Source organism: Myroides sp. LoEW2-1, assembly GCF_009767705.1.
Classification (GTDB): Bacteria; Bacteroidota; Bacteroidia; order Flavobacteriales; family Flavobacteriaceae; genus Flavobacterium; species Flavobacterium album_A.
Map to the genome: position 1 here is coordinate 30,129 of NZ_WSPP01000017.1, position 17,560 is coordinate 47,688.

The 17,560-nt window shown below is 32.5% G+C and carries 17 protein-coding genes; 14 read left to right on the forward strand and 3 right to left on the reverse strand.

Going from position 1 to position 17,560, the window contains the following annotated elements; all coding sequences use genetic code 11:
- Positions 1–3: 3 nt before the first annotated feature.
- The 8 genes from GOQ24_RS01640 (at position 4) to GOQ24_RS01675 (ending at position 8,929) form a co-directional block, all read left to right on the forward strand.
- The gene (locus GOQ24_RS01640) at positions 4–1,494 is read left to right on the forward strand and encodes a GH3 auxin-responsive promoter family protein (protein ID WP_155090621.1); all 1,491 of its coding nucleotides are present in this window, start codon (positions 4–6) and stop codon (positions 1,492–1,494) included.
- 22 nt (positions 1,495–1,516) lie between these two features.
- A complete protein-coding gene (locus GOQ24_RS01645; protein ID WP_155090622.1) occupies positions 1,517–3,196 on the forward strand; it encodes a DUF6909 family protein in 1,680 nt (559 codons plus the stop codon).
- 11 nt (positions 3,197–3,207) lie between these two features.
- On the forward strand, positions 3,208–4,194 hold the full coding sequence (locus GOQ24_RS01650) for a hypothetical protein (protein ID WP_155090623.1): 987 nt from the start codon (positions 3,208–3,210) through the stop codon (positions 4,192–4,194).
- A 7-nt stretch (positions 4,195–4,201) separates the two neighbouring features.
- A complete protein-coding gene (rfbC, locus tag GOQ24_RS01655) occupies positions 4,202–4,750 on the forward strand; it encodes a dTDP-4-dehydrorhamnose 3,5-epimerase (RefSeq protein WP_155090624.1) in 549 nt (182 codons plus the stop codon).
- Positions 4,747–5,523, forward strand: a complete 777-nt coding sequence (rfbD, locus tag GOQ24_RS01660; protein WP_155090625.1) for a dTDP-4-dehydrorhamnose reductase — start codon at positions 4,747–4,749, stop codon at positions 5,521–5,523. Before rfbC ends, rfbD begins: the two co-directional genes overlap by 4 nt.
- Positions 5,524–5,566: 43 nt before the next feature.
- Complete coding sequence (locus GOQ24_RS01665) at positions 5,567–6,589, forward strand: hypothetical protein (protein ID WP_155090626.1); 1,023 nt, start codon at positions 5,567–5,569, stop codon at positions 6,587–6,589.
- Positions 6,590–6,591: 2 nt separating this feature from the next.
- Positions 6,592–7,647: a hypothetical protein gene (locus GOQ24_RS01670; protein WP_155090627.1), complete on the forward strand. Its 1,056-nt coding sequence runs from the start codon at positions 6,592–6,594 to the stop codon at positions 7,645–7,647.
- Positions 7,648–7,876: 229 nt separating this feature from the next.
- Positions 7,877–8,929, forward strand: a complete 1,053-nt coding sequence (locus GOQ24_RS01675) for an O-antigen ligase family protein (RefSeq protein ID WP_230381469.1) — start codon at positions 7,877–7,879, stop codon at positions 8,927–8,929.
- Here GOQ24_RS01675 and GOQ24_RS01680 read toward each other — a convergent pair.
- Positions 8,915–10,003, reverse strand: a complete 1,089-nt coding sequence (locus GOQ24_RS01680) for a glycosyltransferase (protein ID WP_155090629.1) — start codon at positions 10,001–10,003, stop codon at positions 8,915–8,917. The genes GOQ24_RS01675 and GOQ24_RS01680 overlap by 15 nt on opposite strands.
- A gap of 110 nt (positions 10,004–10,113) precedes the next feature.
- On the opposite strand from GOQ24_RS01680, the gene GOQ24_RS01685 reads away from it, so the two are divergent.
- The 3 genes from GOQ24_RS01685 to purD all read left to right on the forward strand — a co-directional run bounded on the left by GOQ24_RS01685 (position 10,114) and on the right by purD (position 13,811).
- Positions 10,114–11,097 carry a UDP-glucuronic acid decarboxylase family protein gene (locus GOQ24_RS01685; protein WP_155090630.1) on the forward strand — a complete coding sequence of 328 codons (984 nt, stop codon included), beginning with the start codon at positions 10,114–10,116 and terminating at the stop codon, positions 11,095–11,097.
- The gene (locus tag GOQ24_RS01690; RefSeq protein WP_160338989.1) at positions 11,097–12,443 is read left to right on the forward strand and encodes an exopolysaccharide biosynthesis polyprenyl glycosylphosphotransferase; all 1,347 of its coding nucleotides are present in this window, start codon (positions 11,097–11,099) and stop codon (positions 12,441–12,443) included. Before GOQ24_RS01685 ends, GOQ24_RS01690 begins: the two co-directional genes overlap by 1 nt.
- A 96-nt stretch (positions 12,444–12,539) precedes the next feature.
- The gene (gene purD / locus GOQ24_RS01695; RefSeq protein WP_155090631.1) at positions 12,540–13,811 is read left to right on the forward strand and encodes a phosphoribosylamine--glycine ligase; all 1,272 of its coding nucleotides are present in this window, start codon (positions 12,540–12,542) and stop codon (positions 13,809–13,811) included.
- A 7-nt stretch (positions 13,812–13,818) separates the two neighbouring features.
- Here the strand turns inward: purD and GOQ24_RS01700 are convergent, their stop codons facing one another.
- The gene (locus GOQ24_RS01700; protein ID WP_155090632.1) at positions 13,819–14,049 is read right to left on the reverse strand and encodes a DUF6341 family protein; all 231 of its coding nucleotides are present in this window, start codon (positions 14,047–14,049) and stop codon (positions 13,819–13,821) included.
- Positions 14,050–14,161: 112 nt separating this feature from the next.
- On the opposite strand from GOQ24_RS01700, the gene GOQ24_RS01705 reads away from it, so the two are divergent.
- Complete coding sequence (locus tag GOQ24_RS01705) at positions 14,162–15,100, forward strand: DUF6427 family protein (protein WP_155090633.1); 939 nt, start codon at positions 14,162–14,164, stop codon at positions 15,098–15,100.
- Here the strand turns inward: GOQ24_RS01705 and upp are convergent.
- Complete coding sequence (upp, locus tag GOQ24_RS01710) at positions 15,095–15,748, reverse strand: uracil phosphoribosyltransferase (protein ID WP_155090634.1); 654 nt, start codon at positions 15,746–15,748, stop codon at positions 15,095–15,097. The two genes, GOQ24_RS01705 and upp, sit on opposite strands and share 6 nt — an antisense overlap.
- Before the next feature lie 59 nt (positions 15,749–15,807).
- On the opposite strand from upp, the gene GOQ24_RS01715 reads away from it, so the two are divergent.
- Both GOQ24_RS01715 and GOQ24_RS01720 read left to right on the forward strand, forming a co-directional pair.
- Positions 15,808–16,413, forward strand: coding sequence for a DUF4254 domain-containing protein (locus GOQ24_RS01715; protein WP_155090635.1), 606 nt, complete (start codon positions 15,808–15,810; stop codon positions 16,411–16,413).
- Positions 16,414–16,498: 85 nt separating this feature from the next.
- Positions 16,499–17,545 (forward strand): glycosyltransferase family 9 protein, encoded by a 1,047-nt coding sequence (locus GOQ24_RS01720; RefSeq protein ID WP_160338990.1) that lies wholly within the window; start codon positions 16,499–16,501, stop codon positions 17,543–17,545.
- Positions 17,546–17,560: the final 15 nt, after the last annotated feature.

Consider the following 17,560-nt stretch of genomic DNA (forward strand, 5'->3'; position numbering starts at 1 on the left):
AATATGTCATTAAAATCTTTTGGTGCAAAAGTATTTGCATCTATTATACATAAAAAGAATCAGAAATGGATTAATAATCCAGTAGAAACACAACATAAAGTGCTCTTATCTTTGCTCAAAACAGCTGGGCAAACCAGTTTTGGAAAAGATCATCACTTCTCAGAAATAAAAACGCATAGCGATTTTGTAAATCGCGTACCTATTCGAGATTACGAAGGGCTGCGTCCCTATATCGACAGAGTAGTTGAGGGAGAAGCTAATGTACTGTGGAAAGGCAAGCCTCTTTATTTTGCCAAGACTTCAGGAACTACTTCAGGAGCTAAATATATACCATTGACAAAGGAGTCAATGCCTTATCATATCAGTGCTGCAAGAAACGCTATTTTGGCGTATGTGCACGAAACAGGTATTGCGGATTTTGTAGATAGAAAAATGATTTTCTTGCAAGGGAGTCCAATTTTAGAAGAAAAGAATGGAATAAAACTCGGCAGGTTATCTGGTATTGTAGCTCACTTTGTCCCTGCTTATTTGCAGAAGAATAGACTTCCAAGTTTAAAGACAAATTGCATTGAAGATTGGGAAACGAAAGTTGATGCTATAGTCGAAGAAACTGTACATCAGGATATGAGTATTATTTCGGGTATTCCAAGTTGGGTGCAAATGTACTTTGAGCGTTTGGTTGTCCGAGAAGGTAAGTCAGTAGGTGATATTTTCAAGAACTTTAATTTATTCATCTACGGAGGAGTAAATTACGAACCTTATCGCGCTAAATTTGAACAACTAATAGGAAGAAGGGTTCCGTCAATAGAGTTGTTTCCTGCCTCAGAAGGCTTTTTTGCCTATCAGGATTCTCAGAAAGAGAAAGGACTATTGCTCTTGTTAGATGCAGGTATCTTCTATGAGTTTGTGAAAGCAGAGGATTTCTTTAATGAGAATGCCAAAAGATATACCATTGGCGAGGTAGAACTGGGCGTGAATTATGTTTTGATTATTTCTACAAATGCTGGTTTATGGGGATATAATATTGGAGATACAGTTCAGTTTGTCAACTTGAAACCTTACCGTATCGTTGTGTCTGGACGTATTAAGCATTTTATCTCTGCTTTTGGTGAACACGTCATCGGCAAGGAAGTAGAAACGGCTATAGAAGAAGCTATGAGAGGAACGACTATTCAAGTGAACGAGTTCACAGTGGCTCCGCAAATAACACCAAGTGAGGGGTTGCCTTATCACGAGTGGTTTATCGAATTTGGCAGTGAGCCAGAGCACTTGGAAAGTTTTGCTTTGAAAATCGAGCAATCCCTTCGAAAACAAAATAGTTATTATGATGATTTAATTGTCGGAAAGGTTTTGCAAACTTTGAAAATTAGAAAAGTGACTAAAGGAGGATTCCAAAACTACATGAAGAGTATTGGAAAACTGGGTGGGCAAAATAAATTGCCAAGATTGAGCAATGATAGAAACATTGCAAGTGAATTAGAAATTATAAATTAAATATTGACGTAATATGAAAGGTATGAAAGAGATTAAAAATATATCAAGAACGAGAGCACAGGTATCGTCAGCAGCAGTGGAACGCATGTATATTACTATGCGTCACCTGTTTAATAGAGGGTTTTATAAGCCCATGGGAGTGTCAGGAGATACCTTAAGAGAAGCCTTATTGGAGTTGCGTCCAGAAATATATGGTACAATTGCAGAAGAAAAAGTAGAGTTGAATGGGTTGTTATACGTGATTGAGCGTCTTCCTATCGGAATAGAAGAGTGTCGCTATATTAACTTGACTTCGGATGAAGGATATACTTTTTCGCATTTTACTGCTATCGTGCCACCAAAGAGAAGAAGAAATTGTTACCGCATAGATGAAGAACAAATGAATATCGAGATTACCAGAGGTAGATCTGATATCTATGATGTTTTGACTCACTTGACTTTTATTTTTATTGAATCGCATAAAATTAAAGATCGCGTTTTAATTGGTGAAGATGGTAAAGTGACCAGAGATTGGCGAAAAATAGAGACGGCAGCCAAGAAAGAAGAACCTTTAGAGTTAGAGGAGAAAGAGGTAATTATGTCGCACTTATCTAATGTTTTGGGACGTTCTTTCGCTGAGGTATTAGATGTCTATGAGAAATTTGCAATAGAAGAAAACCCAGATCGATTTTTAGATGTTATCTATTGGTTGGGTAAATTAGCGATAGAAGAGGATGTATTTAACGACAAGAGAACGATTACTTTTAGTCCATTGTTAAGAGAGCGTTTAGGACATCATATTTATGGAGAAATTTGGTCTGATCGCATCAAGGAGGTTTTGACTAAGAAAGGTTTGTTAGAGCGTCCTATTCATATCATCAGTGCAAATATGCATAGTGTGATGAACTCAATTTTTGCTCCATCTGTTGTTAAACAAGAGTTAGAAGTTACTTCTGAATTGGGAATCTATGAGGAGTTGAGTAAACCTGAGAACAAGCATCTAAGAGATCTTGTAAATGAAAGGGCAGAGAGAGAAGGAATGGTGTTTCTTAAAGATGAGTCAGGTACAAATATTGATGTTCAAATTTTTGATACTGCTAAGATTAACTTTGCCAATACTAATTTTAAAGGACAGCAAATTGAGGGGGAATACCCTGTAATTATCGTTATGGATTACGCTTTTGGAGAGCAGGCTTATGAGACGATTGACGAGCTTTTGAAACCGTATAAAAAGACAACGATGATTGATGTAGAATCAGTGTCTATTATGGGGAAAGCTGGTATTTTAGTTGGAGGTAAAGGGGATATTATGATCCCATTTGCTCATATTAACGAGGGTACTGGAGATAATTATCCATTTGACAATGAGTTGACAGTCGAGATGTTTAAGAATGATGATATCCCAGTTTTTGGTGGTACTATGGTAACTGTATTGGGAACGTCGCTTCAGAACAAGGATCTATTAAAATTTTTCCACGATTCTACATGGGGAGTAATTGGATTAGAAATGGAAGGAGCACATTACCAAAAAGCAATTCAAAGTGCTTCTAAGATTAGAAAGAGTATTAATCCAGATGTAAAAGTTAGATATGCTTACTACGCTTCTGATAATCCATTGGAAACAGGAAGTACACTTGCCTCTGGTGGTTTAGGAACTACAGGTGTGAAACCGACGTATTTAATTACGATTAAGATATTAGAGCAAATATTTAGTATTAAGTAGAGAATTTAATTATGGGAGATTCGAATAATCACAAGTCGCAGGACTTAGATGAAATAGACTTAAAGTATTTAAAAGAATCTGCAGTATCATTATTTGATACTGTAGGTTTTGGTATATTTAGACTAATAAGATTAGTGTTGAGCTATTGGTATCTTTTTACTCTGGCAATAATCATAGGTGTTGGTTTAGGGTATTACAAAGAGAGTAATATTCCTGAAAAGGCTCTTGAAGAGCAAGTTTCGAATGTACAAAAAGATATTCAAAAGTATAGTATTCTTATTTCTCCTAAAGTTGAAAGTGTTGATTACTTGAAGTATTTGGTTTCGAGTAATTTCAAGAATACTTTTAGCTCTCAAGAATTGTTATCATCTAGATTAATTGGAGTAGATGACATATATAATTGGTTGAGTAAAGATTCCAGTTATGTAAAAACATTAGCTTTGATCGGAACTAATTTGAATAGTCATGAAGACCTAATTCAAAATTATGCTACATCAAAGAATTATCATTATCAAGATTTGAGAATAGAAGTAAATTCAGATTTTGAGATTAATAGATTTGTAGAAGAACTTCAGAATTATTTTGATAGTTTACCGTTGTTTAAGAAAAAGTTAGAGCTTGCTAAGCAAGGACTACTTTTAAAACAAATAGAGTACTGTAAAGACTTGGAAAGAATTAATCATGCTCTTGATATTGTTAAGAACGGGAATAAACTATCTTTAGATAGTGAATCGAGAATATTGAGTTTAGTTAAGTTTAAGCACGAGTTACTTGAGTTGATACAGGATAATGAATTTGAATTGTTGGAGAGTGATCATGTTGTTTATTTGCTTGGAGTAGTAAAAGATGAACGAGAACTCGATAAACACTATGTAGGAAATGTTGTAAAAGAAGCGTCAAAGAATAAGATGATCATGTATTCATTGTTTTTGATTCTGTTAGTTTTTATCGGATTAGGTGTTTATAAATTATATACTCACTACAGTAATCGAAAATGATGGCATAATGAAGATTAAAGCAACAAATATAGAAGGCTGTTTTGAATTGTACCCTACTGTTTTTAATGATGAGAGAGGATATTTTTTTGAGAGCTACAATAAGGTGACCTTTGAGAATTTATCGGGACTTAAGGTTGATTTTGTACAAGACAATCAATCTTTTTCAAAAAGAGGAGTTCTAAGAGGATTGCATTTTCAGAGAGGAATATACCAACAGGCGAAGCTTGTACGTGTAATTAAAGGTGAAATAGAAGACGTTGTAGTAGATATTCGCAAAGATTCTCCAACATTTGGTCAGTACTTTAAAACAGTACTTTCTGCTGAAAATAATAAGCAAATTTTTGTACCAAAAGGATGTGCACATGGTTTCTTAGTATTGAGTGAGGAGGCTTTTTTTAATTATAAATGCGATAATTATTATAATAAAGAGTCAGAGGGGGGAATTTTATATAATGACGTAGATCTTAATATTCCATGGAGTATTAGTGATAGTGAATTGATTATTTCAGATAAAGATCAAGTGTTACCAAGATTTAAAGATATTAGTGCATTATGAAAAAAGTACTTGTAACAGGCTCAAAAGGACAGATGGGGCAAGCATTAAAATCAATCTCAGGAAATTATCCTAAGGTTGATTTTGTTTTTATGGATAGAGATAGCTTAGACATTACGTGTCAATCTGTTGTAGATGAAGTATTCGATAAGATTCTTCCAGATTATTGTTTTAATTTTGCTGCTTATACAGCCGTCGATAAAGCAGAAGAAGATGTAGAATCGGCCTTTAAGATTAATGGAGAAGGAGTATTTAATTTGGCAAAAGCCTGTGTAAAACACAATACTATATTGATTCACCTTTCCACTGATTTTATTTTTGATGGTACAAAATCTAGTCCCTATTTTAAAGATGATATTCCCAATCCGATAAATGTATATGGTGTTTCTAAGTTGAAAGGAGAGGAGTATGTAAAAGAGATTCTTCAAAGTTATTATATAGTTCGTACTTCGTGGTTATATTCTGACTTTGGACATAACTTTAAACAGACAATGTTAAGGTTGTCGAATGCGAACGACGAGATAAATGTGGTAGATGATCAGATAGGAGCTCCTACTAATGCGTTAGAGTTATGCTGTTTTTTAATGAATTTAATGCAAGAAAAACGAGAGTATGGAGTTTATCATTATAGAGGAGAGAAAGTGTGCTCTTGGTATGAATTTGCAGTATCTATTTTTAGAGAAAATAATATAAATATAAAAGTTAACCCAATAACTACAGAGGAGTATCCTACTAAAGCAAGGAGACCTAAGTATAGTGTGTTGGATCTTGGTTAGTTCTTAGTTATTTTAAAAGATAGAGTTAATATATTATAGAATAATGACAGTTTATTTTTACATTCCTAATAAAGCTATAAATGAGGCGACAATTTATTATACAAAGATTGTTGAGCAAGCCTTTTTGGAAAACAATGTTTCAGTTATTAGGAAAGAAAGCTTAGATTTCTCTTTAAAAAAAGAAGATTTAATTTTTACAATACGTATAATAGATTTTATTAAAGCGCGTGTAAAGTTAAGAACAAAGCGAATTGCTATTTGGTTCCAGGGGATTTTAGGAGAAGAGTATTTGTTGCTTAATAACAATTCTTTGAAAGCCAAAGTTGTAAAAAAAATAGTAGATATCTGTGAAAAGTATACCTTGAAGAATTCGTTTTTCTCTTTTTTTGTATCTGACGCAATGAGAAGGTATTTTGAAAAGAAACACAATTTACTTTTAGATGAGGATTATGCTTTAGTACCTTGTTATAACAAAAAGCTGAATAAAGCTTACTTTGACACTGGTAAAGAAAATTACACTTTCGTTTACGCAGGAACACTTTTTTCATGGCAGTGTTTTGAAACCACAGTGAAACTTTTTAAGGAGATAGAGAAGCTAAATGAGAAAGCAAAGTTTATTGTTCTTACTAAAGAGAAAAATGAAGCAAAGGATATTTTGAATAAATATGATGTGAGAAATTATGAAATTTCCTTTGTAAGTTTAGATCAATTGGATTTAGAATTAAGTAAGTATAAATATGGGTTTTTGTTGAGAGAAGACGATGTAATTAACAATGTTGCAACTCCAACTAAGATGAACTCCTATCTATCTGTTGGTTTAATACCAATCTATACCAATGTTGTTTATGATTTTGAGGAGAAGCTTGATTTAGGCTCTTACTCTATTAAAATTGATATTAATGCTGATTTGAGTTTAAGTGCAGAGCAAATCTTTTTAAAAGATCAAGTTACTGTTGACTACAGTGAATATTATGGTATTTGTGAAAAGAACTTTACTCACTATTACGATGATAGTTATAATGTAGATTTAATTAAAAATACACTAGTAAGAAAAGCTTTAGTATGACTATGAAAGGTTCATTAAATAGAAAAGTTTTTTTGCTTATTTCTTTCATTTCTATTTTAATAGGAATGTTAGGATATTACTTTTTGCCTGAAAAGTTTTTTTATGATTCAATTAATATTGTAAATGATCCACTGAATGAAATTGGTTGGTTTGGAGGTAGTTATCCATTTACTATAAGTATATATCACTACAGTGGATTAGCTTTTTTACCCAATTTTTTAATTGGTTTTATTCAATTGAGTATTGTTTTTATAATACTAAATAAGTTAGGTATACCTAAGGATTTTGGTAAAGTAAGTTATAAGAATTTATTCTTGTACTTTTCTTTTCTATTTGCAGGGGTATTTCTGGGACAGCCTACAAAAGAGTTTATTGCTTTTATCATTATGTTGGTTCTTTTAAAGTTAATATTAGATAATAGATATACTCTTTTTAGTAAAAGCATGATGTGTGTTTTTATATTATTCTTGTTTGGTATCTTGTTTAGGCCATACTATCTTTTGATTCCCTTCATAGTGTTTGGGATGTATATTGTAGTTTATCTGCCTATTCGGAACAAATTATTTTGGGTGATTGTTGCTGGAATATTTGTAGTTTTTAGCATATCTATTGCTGTGTATTTTTTGAAAGGCGATTTTTTAACAGAGTTATATAGGGAGCAAATAAATGACCCTAGAGTTGGTGAAGATTTTGCAAGTTCAATGATTAGTTCACCTGTGAGGCCTACCACTTGGTACAATGAGTTTGTGAGTATTATATATGGTTTTTTTGCTGTTAATATTCCAGTAGATGCAATAAGATTACTTCTAAAGCCTCAAGTTTTAGTTTTCATTTGTTGGCAAATTGTTTTTGTAATTATTTTTTACAAGAAGTTTCGACTTCATATTTTAAACCGATTCACCCACCAAAAGGAGATTCTAGTTTATTTATTTGTGTTAGCAATGTTTATTATACAAGGATGTTTTGAGCCTGATTACGGATCTGTGTTAAGACATAGAATTGGATTTTTCCCTTTTATTTATTTTATAATTATAGATGGAGTTAACAAAAAAGAATAGAATAGATTATATATTTAATTTATTAATTTTAGGAATAGGATGTACTTTTTTTATGCGTAAGATTAGTACAATTCTAATTATACTATTTGTAGTATTTTGTGTAGTGTTTAAGCGAAAACTTGTTATTAATAAGACAAGTTTTCTTATAAGTTTAGTTATTGCTTCTTTGTTTTTAGTAGAGTTGCTTTTTATTTGGAACAGTTCCGATGTAAGTGTCGCCTTGAAAAGTTTGGAGAAGTATTTAAGTCTACTTTTGTTTCCTATTTTTATTATTGGTAATTACAGAGATATTAGATTTAAGTTTATTTTATTAAATTATGCAAGGATTACGCTTGGATTGACTATTTTCTTTTTTATTAGATTTATAATTTTATATCCTGAGAATGTAGACTTATACTTACAAGGAGTTCACCTTTGGGAAGCAGGTTACGTTTTTGTTGATAGTTTTGGTAATCACGCACCGAATGTTAACTTACATTTAGCCTTTGTGACTTCTATCATCTTTTATTATTTTTTGCAGGATTATTATAGAAGTAGTGTGCTTAAAAGAGTTACTAACTTAGTTTGTATCATAGCTTTGATAGTATTAATCTTTGTTATTAATACAAGAGTAGCGTTGTTTTTAGTTTTTATAGATTGTTTTTTAATTGTTTTTTACTTTTTGAAGAAATCAACAAGTTTTAAGTTTGGTTTAAAACAAAGAATATTATTGATATCATTTGTTGTTCTTTCTCTAACAGGAAGTATATACACCATTGCAAAAGTACCTTATTACAAGGATAAGTTTTCTACATTTACTTTTGGTTATATGGATAAAGTAGGGAAGTTGGATGAAATTCAAAATCCTGAATCAAAAGTTTATAATTCACTAGCTTTAAGACTAAGTGTTTGGAAGTCAGTATGGGCAATTTATCAAGAAAGTAATCCCTTGATTGGTATTGGTGTTTCGGATTTTGATCAGGCATTGTATCATCATTATGAAGAAACGGAGCAGTCTTTTCTAAGAAAACATGAATTAGGCCCACATAATCAATATATAGAAAGTTTAGCTAAATTTGGTATTTTAGGTTTACTTTCTACACTTTGTTTTCTCATTTTACCTTTTACGTTAGGTTATAGAATGAAGTTTGTATTAATGATGCTCTTCTCTTTTAATATGTTGTTTGCAAATTTATTTGATGGCTATTTGTACTTATTTATGGGCATTGTTTATAGTGGATGGATGATTAGCTTATTTGGAGCTTATTACCTACAATTTAAAAGTAAGTTAGAGTCTATTTAAGGATTCTGTATAAATTGTCGAGAGGATTGTAAAATTAGTTTCTTTGTTATATTTATTAGTACAATCAATGTATGCATTGGTTCCTAATTTAGCTCTTAGACTCGAATTTTCTAATTCATGTACAAGTGGTACTAGATCTTCAACCTTTTCAAATAGGTATCCATTGATACTATCTTGTACAATATCTTTATTGCCAATTACATTTGTTGCTACGATTGGTTTGTGGAAAGCCATTGCTTCTAAAACAGCAATTGGTAAACCTTCCCAAAGAGAAGTTTGTATGTATACGTCTAAGCTATTCAATGAATCATATAGATCTGTTTGATTGTGAATCCAACCAGTAACAATAATATTGCTAGCCGTTAGTAGTTCTTTTTGATCTCCATCCCCTATCCATATGAATCTATATTTTGGAAAAGTTTCAGCTATTTGATTAAATAGTTGAGGGTTTTTTTGTGGCATGATTCTACCAATTGTTCCAATTGTAATAGTATTAGTATTATTTATTTTGGGTATATAGTACTTTGAAAGTTTGTCAAGGTTAATTCCATTTCTTACTAGCATTGATTTACCTATTTTACGGGCAATATTGTACTCTGTATCCCCACATGCAATTGTAGTTCCTCCAAATAATAGTTGTGTGAATTTCTCTATATTATAGAATATCTTTCTTTTTAGAGGTGAGATGTCAAGTCTTAGAAAAGAATATCCGTGCGGTGTGTAATAAATTGCTTTTCTCTTTACCATAAACGTTGTAGCCCAACGGCCGATGACCCCTGCTTTAGAAGAGTGAAGATGCACTACGTCAGGTTTGATGCTTTTTAAGAGATTGCGCAGTTTTAAAGTAGCTTTTATATCCTTTATAGGTTTTAATTCACGTTGCATTTCAACACAAATCATTGTAATGTTTTTTGGAAAATCATTTTTGATTTGCTCTTCACTGACTTCTTTTCTATTATTACTATAAATAATAATAGTTTCAATATCGTCTACTTTTGAAAAGAAATGAGCTAAGTCTTTGAAATAAGAATAAACACCACCACCGAAAGATTCTACTATATGAACTACTCGCATACTTTTTTATTGACAAAAATAGTATAAATATTGTTACTTAAGTATTGTTATTCTTGAAGGTTAAAAAAACTGAAAAGTTCATTAACTTAGCAATTTAAAACGAATGTTAAATGAAGCGAATACTAATCACTGGTGCTGCTGGTTTTTTGGGATCACATTTGTGTGATCGATTTATTGCTGAGGGATATCATGTAATAGGTATGGATAATCTCATCACAGGCGATTTGAAGAATATTGAACATCTCTTTAAACTAGACCGATTTGAGTTTTACCACCATGACGTAACTAAGTTTGTTCATGTACCTGGTGAATTAGACTATATACTTCATTTCGCATCACCAGCAAGTCCGATAGACTATTTAAAGATACCTATTCAAACATTGAAAGTAGGGTCTTTAGGAACGCATAATCTATTAGGTTTAGCACGTGTTAAAGGTGCGCGAATCTTAATCGCTTCTACTTCTGAGATATATGGTGATCCCCTTGTACATCCACAAACGGAGGAGTATTATGGGAATGTGAATACTATTGGACCGCGTGGGGTGTATGACGAAGCTAAGCGATTCCAAGAATCCATTACCATGGCTTATCATACTTTCCATAATGTTGAAACAAGAATTGTTCGTATCTTTAATACATATGGTCCTCGTATGAGGTTAAATGATGGAAGAGTTATACCAGCTTTTATCGGTCAAGCATTGAGAGGAGAAGATTTAACAGTTTTTGGAGACGGAAGTCAAACAAGATCTTTTTGTTATGTTGATGATCAAGTAGAAGGAATTTATAGATTGTTATTGTCTGATTATCATTTACCTATTAATATTGGTAATCCCGATGAAATTAGCATTCTTGATTTTGCAAGAGAAATAATAAAACTTACTAAAAGTGATCAAGAGATAATATTTAAGGACTTGCCTATAAATGACCCTTTACAACGTTGCCCAGATATTACTAAAGCGCAGACAATATTGGGATGGCAACCAAAAGTTGGTAGGAGTGAAGGTATGATGAAAACTTTTGAATATTTTCAAAAGTTCTCAGATACAGAATTGTTAAAAGAAGAACATAAAGATTTTTCTAAATTTATTTACTAGTGGCTAAAAATTCTGGAAGATATTCTTATTTAATTAGGCCATTAACTATATCATTAGATTTGATATTGATTAATGTGCTCGCTACGCTAACATTTGATATACCAAATGCTTGGCTTTTTCACGTATTCTTGTCAGTTGGTTGGATAATTAGTGCTTGGATTAGTAATTTCTACGATGTATATAGACATACAAGAGTTGTTAGAATATTAGAAAAGGTAGTAAAACAATTCGCACTTCAGTTTGTTGTTGTTACTTCTTTTAATGGTTTTTTTGAGCGTTTTGCCGAACCAATGACTCTAATTACATATGGTGTATTGATTGTTATTACTGTAACTTTTTCAAAGTTCCTGATCTTCTTCTCATTGAAGTATTTTAGAAAAGTTTTAGGTGGTAACTCGAGAAATATCATTTTGATTGGAGAAGGAAAAGAAATAAGCCGTTTGGCAAAAGTATTCCATAAGCGAAAAGATTTAGGTTTTAGAATATTAGGGGTTTATTCTGACTACCTTTCAGATTCAAAATTAGACGAGATTAAAACGTTTATTTTAGCTCATGAGGTTGATGAGATTTACGTTCAATTTTCAATTGTACAAGACGAGGATTACCATGAACTACTTGAGTTTGCTGATAGCAATTTAATAAAGTTACAGTATGTTCCAACTCAAAAACAGGTTCTAACCCATAGTTTAAAGGTTATTTATTATGACATTGTACCTGTTTTGCCACGTCGTGTAATTCCTTTGGATAAACCTTATAACAAGTTGTTTAAACGCCTTTTCGATTTAGTTTTCTCATTAGGTGTTATAGTATTTATTCTTTCTTGGTTAGTTCCGATAATAGCTGTTTTAATAAAAAGAGAATCTAAAGGCCCCGTTTTCTTTAAACAGAAGAGGACAGGAATTAATGATGAAGAATTTTATTGTTATAAGTTTCGTTCAATGGCTGTCAACGATGATAGTGATAAGAAGCAAGCTACCAAGAATGACAGTAGAATAACTAAGATTGGTGCATTCCTAAGAAAATCAAGTTTAGATGAGTTTCCACAATTCCTAAATGTGTTCTTAGGCGACATGTCTATTGTAGGACCACGCCCCCATATGGTAGTTCACACTAAAGTTTACGCCAAACGAGTAAATAAGTTTATGTTGCGTCATTTGGTTAAACCTGGTATCACAGGAATGGCACAGACACATGGATATAGGGGAGAAATTGAGACTGATAGAGATATTATTAACCGCTTCAAGTACGATTTGTTTTACTTGGAGAATTGGTCGATATTCTTAGATCTTAAAATAATTTACCTAACAGTCTATAATGTTTTTAAAGGTGAAGAGAAAGCATATTAAAGGTATTATTATAATACCTTTTTTTATTTATAAGCTCTTTTTATAGTAAGTAAAATAGGTTAATTTTGACCATGTAAATAACAAACAACACAATTAATGAAAATTTTATTATTAGGTTCAGGCGGACGTGAGCACGCACTTGCTTGGAAAATCTTACAGAGTACTCGTTGTGATCAGTTGTATATTGCACCTGGAAATGCTGGTACTTCGCAAATAGCTACAAATTTAGATCTAAGTCCTTTAGATTTTGAGAGTGTAAAACAGAAAGTATTAGAGTTAGGTATTGATATGGTTATTGTCGGACCAGAAGACCCTCTTGTAAAGGGGATTGTGGATTTCTTTAAAAACGATGATGCGATTAAGCATATTGCTGTTATAGGACCATCTCAAAAGGGTGCAGCTTTAGAAGGGAGCAAAGACTTCGCTAAAGAGTTTTTGTTGAAACACAATATTCCAACTGCCGCATACCAGACTTTTACAAAGGATAAAATTAACGAAGGCAAAGCATTTTTGGAAACTTTACAAGCTCCTTATGTTTTAAAGGCTGATGGTTTAGCGGCTGGAAAAGGAGTTGTTATCCTAAACGATATCGCTGAAGCTAAGGTAGAGTTAGAGAATATGTTAGTAGACGCTAAGTTTGGTGATGCAAGCTCTAAAGTAGTTATTGAAGAGTTTTTGTCGGGTATAGAGTTAAGCTGTTTTGTCTTAACTGATGGGAAGTCGTATAAGATTTTGCCTACAGCAAAAGATTATAAGCGTATTGGAGAAGGAGATAAAGGCTTGAATACAGGAGGAATGGGGGCTATTTCGCCAGTTCCTTTTGCGACTGATGAGTTCATGGCTAAAGTTGAAGAACGCGTTGTGAAACCTACAATTAAGGGTATTATCGAAGATAAACTAGACTTCAAGGGGTTTGTGTTTATTGGACTGATTAAAGTAGGAGAGGATCCTTACGTGATTGAGTACAACGTACGTATGGGAGATCCCGAAACAGAAGTGGTAATGCCAAGAATAGAATCTGATATTGTTGATTTATTTGAAGGAGTTGCGAATGGAACTTTAGCCGAGAAAACATTGGTAATTGATCAGCGAAGTGCTACAACCGTTATGTTGGTTTCAGGTGGCTATCCAGAAGCTTATGAAAAAGGATTGGAAATTACAGGTTTAGATCTTGTTTCTGACTCTATCGTATTTCACGCTGGAACTGTTTTAAAAGACGATAAAGTGGTTACAAATGGAGGACGTGTTTTGGCTGTAACTTCTTATGGAAATACTTTCGAAGAAGCATTAAAAAAATCTTATCAAAATATAGATAAACTAAATTTTGATAAGATCTATTATCGTAAAGACATTGGATTTGATCTTTAAGATTATATTATTTTAAAAATGAGTGGGCTGTTGTATCTTGTTCATCTTCATTGTTAGCTTTGAATAATTTTAGTTGTTTTAACCAATAAGCAAAGAAATAACAAGTAATAAGGATGAATACCCAAGTAATAATATTAGCAGTCCACCAGTTTTTAAGTTCTAATTTTGCAAAGAAATCCATTGGCAAGAAAAGAAGCTTTTCGAAAAGGAATCCAATTCCGTTAAAAAATGAAGTCATGGTACTTTATTTTTAAATTAAATTAATTATTTATAATCCGTTTTTATATAAGTTAGTAAAACTAAAAGAGTTCAATTAACCTATAATAGGTACAAAAATATAAAATATATAAATGTTAGCAAGTATTTTTAGTAAAACAAAGCCGATTAATTATATCATACTGACTATATTAGTTGTTGTATGCTATTCTTTATTTATCGGATTTAGTGATGATACTACCGGATTTACACTGTTTGAGGTAGGTAAGAAAACTGTTGTTTTAGGATTGTTATTACTCATGTTCTTCTTATCTCAGTTTATTGTAACAAAGAATAGACTCGTTAACGATAATGCCTATGTTCCGTTATTGTTTGTGTCTTTTTTATTGTTCTTTCCAACTGTATTTGAACACACAAGAGTAGTTATCTCTAACTATTTTATCATGCTGGCATTAAGGCGTATTTTTTCCTTGCATTCAACACAACAATCTAAGGAAAAGATATTTGACGCATCATTGTGGATTCTGGTCGCTTCTCTATTTCACTTTTGGAGTATCTTGTTTTTAGTGCTTTTGTTCTTTGCAATTATCTTTTTTGTGACGAAAGATTATAGAAATTGGGTGATACCTATTTTAGCTTTTTTCACTGTATTCATCGGTTTGTCTATTTATCTTTTAGTAACAGATAATACTTATGTCGATTGGTTGGAAACGAAGTTACAGATAAGCTTTAACTTTATGTATTTTGAGAATACATATCAGAATATTGCCCTTGCAACCTTTGCTTCAATATCTATTTTGTTTTTTGTGGCCGAATTATTTGATCTTAGAAATAAAGCATATAATATGCAGAGCACCTATAAGAAAATGCTACTAAGCTTTCTTATAGGAGTTGCAATTTATGTTATCTCTCCAGACAAGAATAATGGAGTTTTGATTTTCTCATTCTTTCCATTGGCTGTATTAGGAGCTAAATACATCGAGTCAGTTACACAACGCTGGAGAAAAGAAGCAGTTGTCTCTACTGTATTCTTGCTGGGAATCTTTTTTTATATAATGCAATTGGTCTTATAACTTATGGCCATAAGCTAAATCACCTGCATCACCTAACCCTGGCACAATATAATTGTGGTCATCTAACTTTTGATCAAGTGTTGCTACCCATAGATGTATGTGATCTGGCAAGTGTTTCTCCAAGAACTCAATTCCCTCAGGAGCTGCGATTACCACTGCTATATGCATTTCTTTTGGCGTCTCCTCAGCCATCAATTTATTAATCACAGCAACTAAAGATTGTCCTGTAGCAAGCATTGGATCTATTAAGATCATGATTTTGTCTTGAAATGAAGGTGCAGCTTGATATTCAACCAATATCTCACTTGCTTCACCGTGTTTTCCATGACGGCGGTATGCTGATACGAAGCCGTTTTCAGCATTGTCAAAGAAATTCATAAAACCTGTATGTAAGGCTAACCCAGCACGTAGGATTGAACATAAAACAACTGGGTCTTTAATACATGTTGTTTCTTTTATTCCAAGGGGCGTCTGAACAGAAATATCTTTGTATTCTAATGTTTTACTTAACTCATAAGACATGATTTCGCCGATTCTTTCGATGTTTTTTCGAAATCTCATGCTGTCTTTTTGAATATTTACATCACGTAATTGAGCCAAGAAGTGATTTAAAATACTGTTTTCTGCAGAAATATAATGAATTTTCATAGGAGTATAATTAGTACCATAAAAGTATAAAAACTATATTTGTAAATAAAATTATTATTATGTTTTCAGAATTAGCATTTCCAATATTCGAAGAGAGTATTCGTGATTATCATAAATACGACAATGTAGACCAGCCAATTAGCAACCCTTATCCCAAAGATGATATTAAACATTTATTGTATCTAAAAAATTGGATTGATACCGTTCAATGGCATTTTGAAGATATTATTAGAGATCCACAGATTGATCCTATTGCAGCTTTAGCTTTAAAACGTCGTATTGATGCTTCAAATCAAGAGAGAACTGATATGGTTGAATACATTGATAGCTATTTCTTACAGAAGTACAAAGATGTGCAAGTAAAAGACAATGCTAAGATTAATTCTGAAAGTCCTGCTTGGGCAATAGATAGGTTTTCTATTTTAGCCTTAAAGATTTATCACATGAGAGAAGAGGCGACGAGACCTGAAGCAACTCAAGATCACAGAGATAAATGTCAAGCTAAATTAGATGTTTTATTAGAACAGAAGAAAGATTTATCTACGGCAATTGATGATTTATTGCAAGATATTTCTACTGGAGATAAATACATGAAAGTGTATAAACAAATGAAAATGTATAATGATGAGGAGCTTAATCCTGTGTTATATCAAAACAAAAAGTAAATTGTATTATTGAATCTATCATATACAAAAAGCGTGAAATACTACATTCACGCTTTTCTTGTTTGTTAACTAAAACTTGATTCTCGTGGCAAATTTAAAACATATTGTGGTTTTTCGACTTTCTGCAATGGGAGATGTCGCAATGATTGTCCCTGTACTTAAAGCGCTAATAAGCCAACATAAAGATGTAAGAGTAACTGTTGTTTCCAGACCCTTTTTTAAGCCTTTCTTTAAGGGCATAGATAGAGTAGACTTCTTTTCTATTGATGTTAAGAAAAGACATAAAGGTTTCTTGGGCTTGATTCGCTTGTTCAAAGATTTAAAAAAAATGAAAGTGGACTATTTTGCTGACTTTCACAACGTGTTGAGATCTCGTATAGTCAGTTCGCTTTTTAAATTAAGTGGCACCCGTGTTGCTACTTTAGATAAGGGAAGGCAAGCAAAAAAAGAACTAACCAGAAGCGAGAATAAGGTATTTAAGCAGCTTCCGACCATGTTCGAAAATCACTGTATTACTCTTGAAAAATTAGGTTTTAAAGTGGATTTAGCTCATCCGGAGTTTCCTGAAGTACCTGCATTAGCTCCTGAGCTTTTACAATATACAGAAGAAAAGAATGCACCCTGGATTGGGATTGCCCCTTTTGCGCAATATGATTCGAAAGTTTACCCTTTAGATCTTATGCAAAAGGTTGTCGATACTTTAGCGGAACGTGAAAAAGCAGTTATATTTCTATTTGGAGGAGGCGAAAAGGAAATTGCCTTATTGAACCAATTAAAGAGAGATAATTATAACGTTATCGTTATGGCAGGTAAAGTGAAGTTAGATGTTGAAATGAATTTAATTCAACATTTAGATGTAATGCTTTCTATGGACTCAGGTAATGCTCACATTGCAGCAATGTTAGGTAAAAAAGTAGTAACTTTATGGGGAGGCACACACCCTTATACTGGATTTGCTCCTTTTAACCAACCCATGGAGTATTGTATTACGGCTGATAGAGAAAAGTACCCTTTACTTCCTACATCTGTTTTTGGCAATAAAATTGTAGAAGGGTATGAAGATGCAATGCGTACGATTACTCCAGAGAGTGTTTGCAATAAGATTATTGAGATTTTACAAAAAGAGAATTAATAGATTTAATTGAAT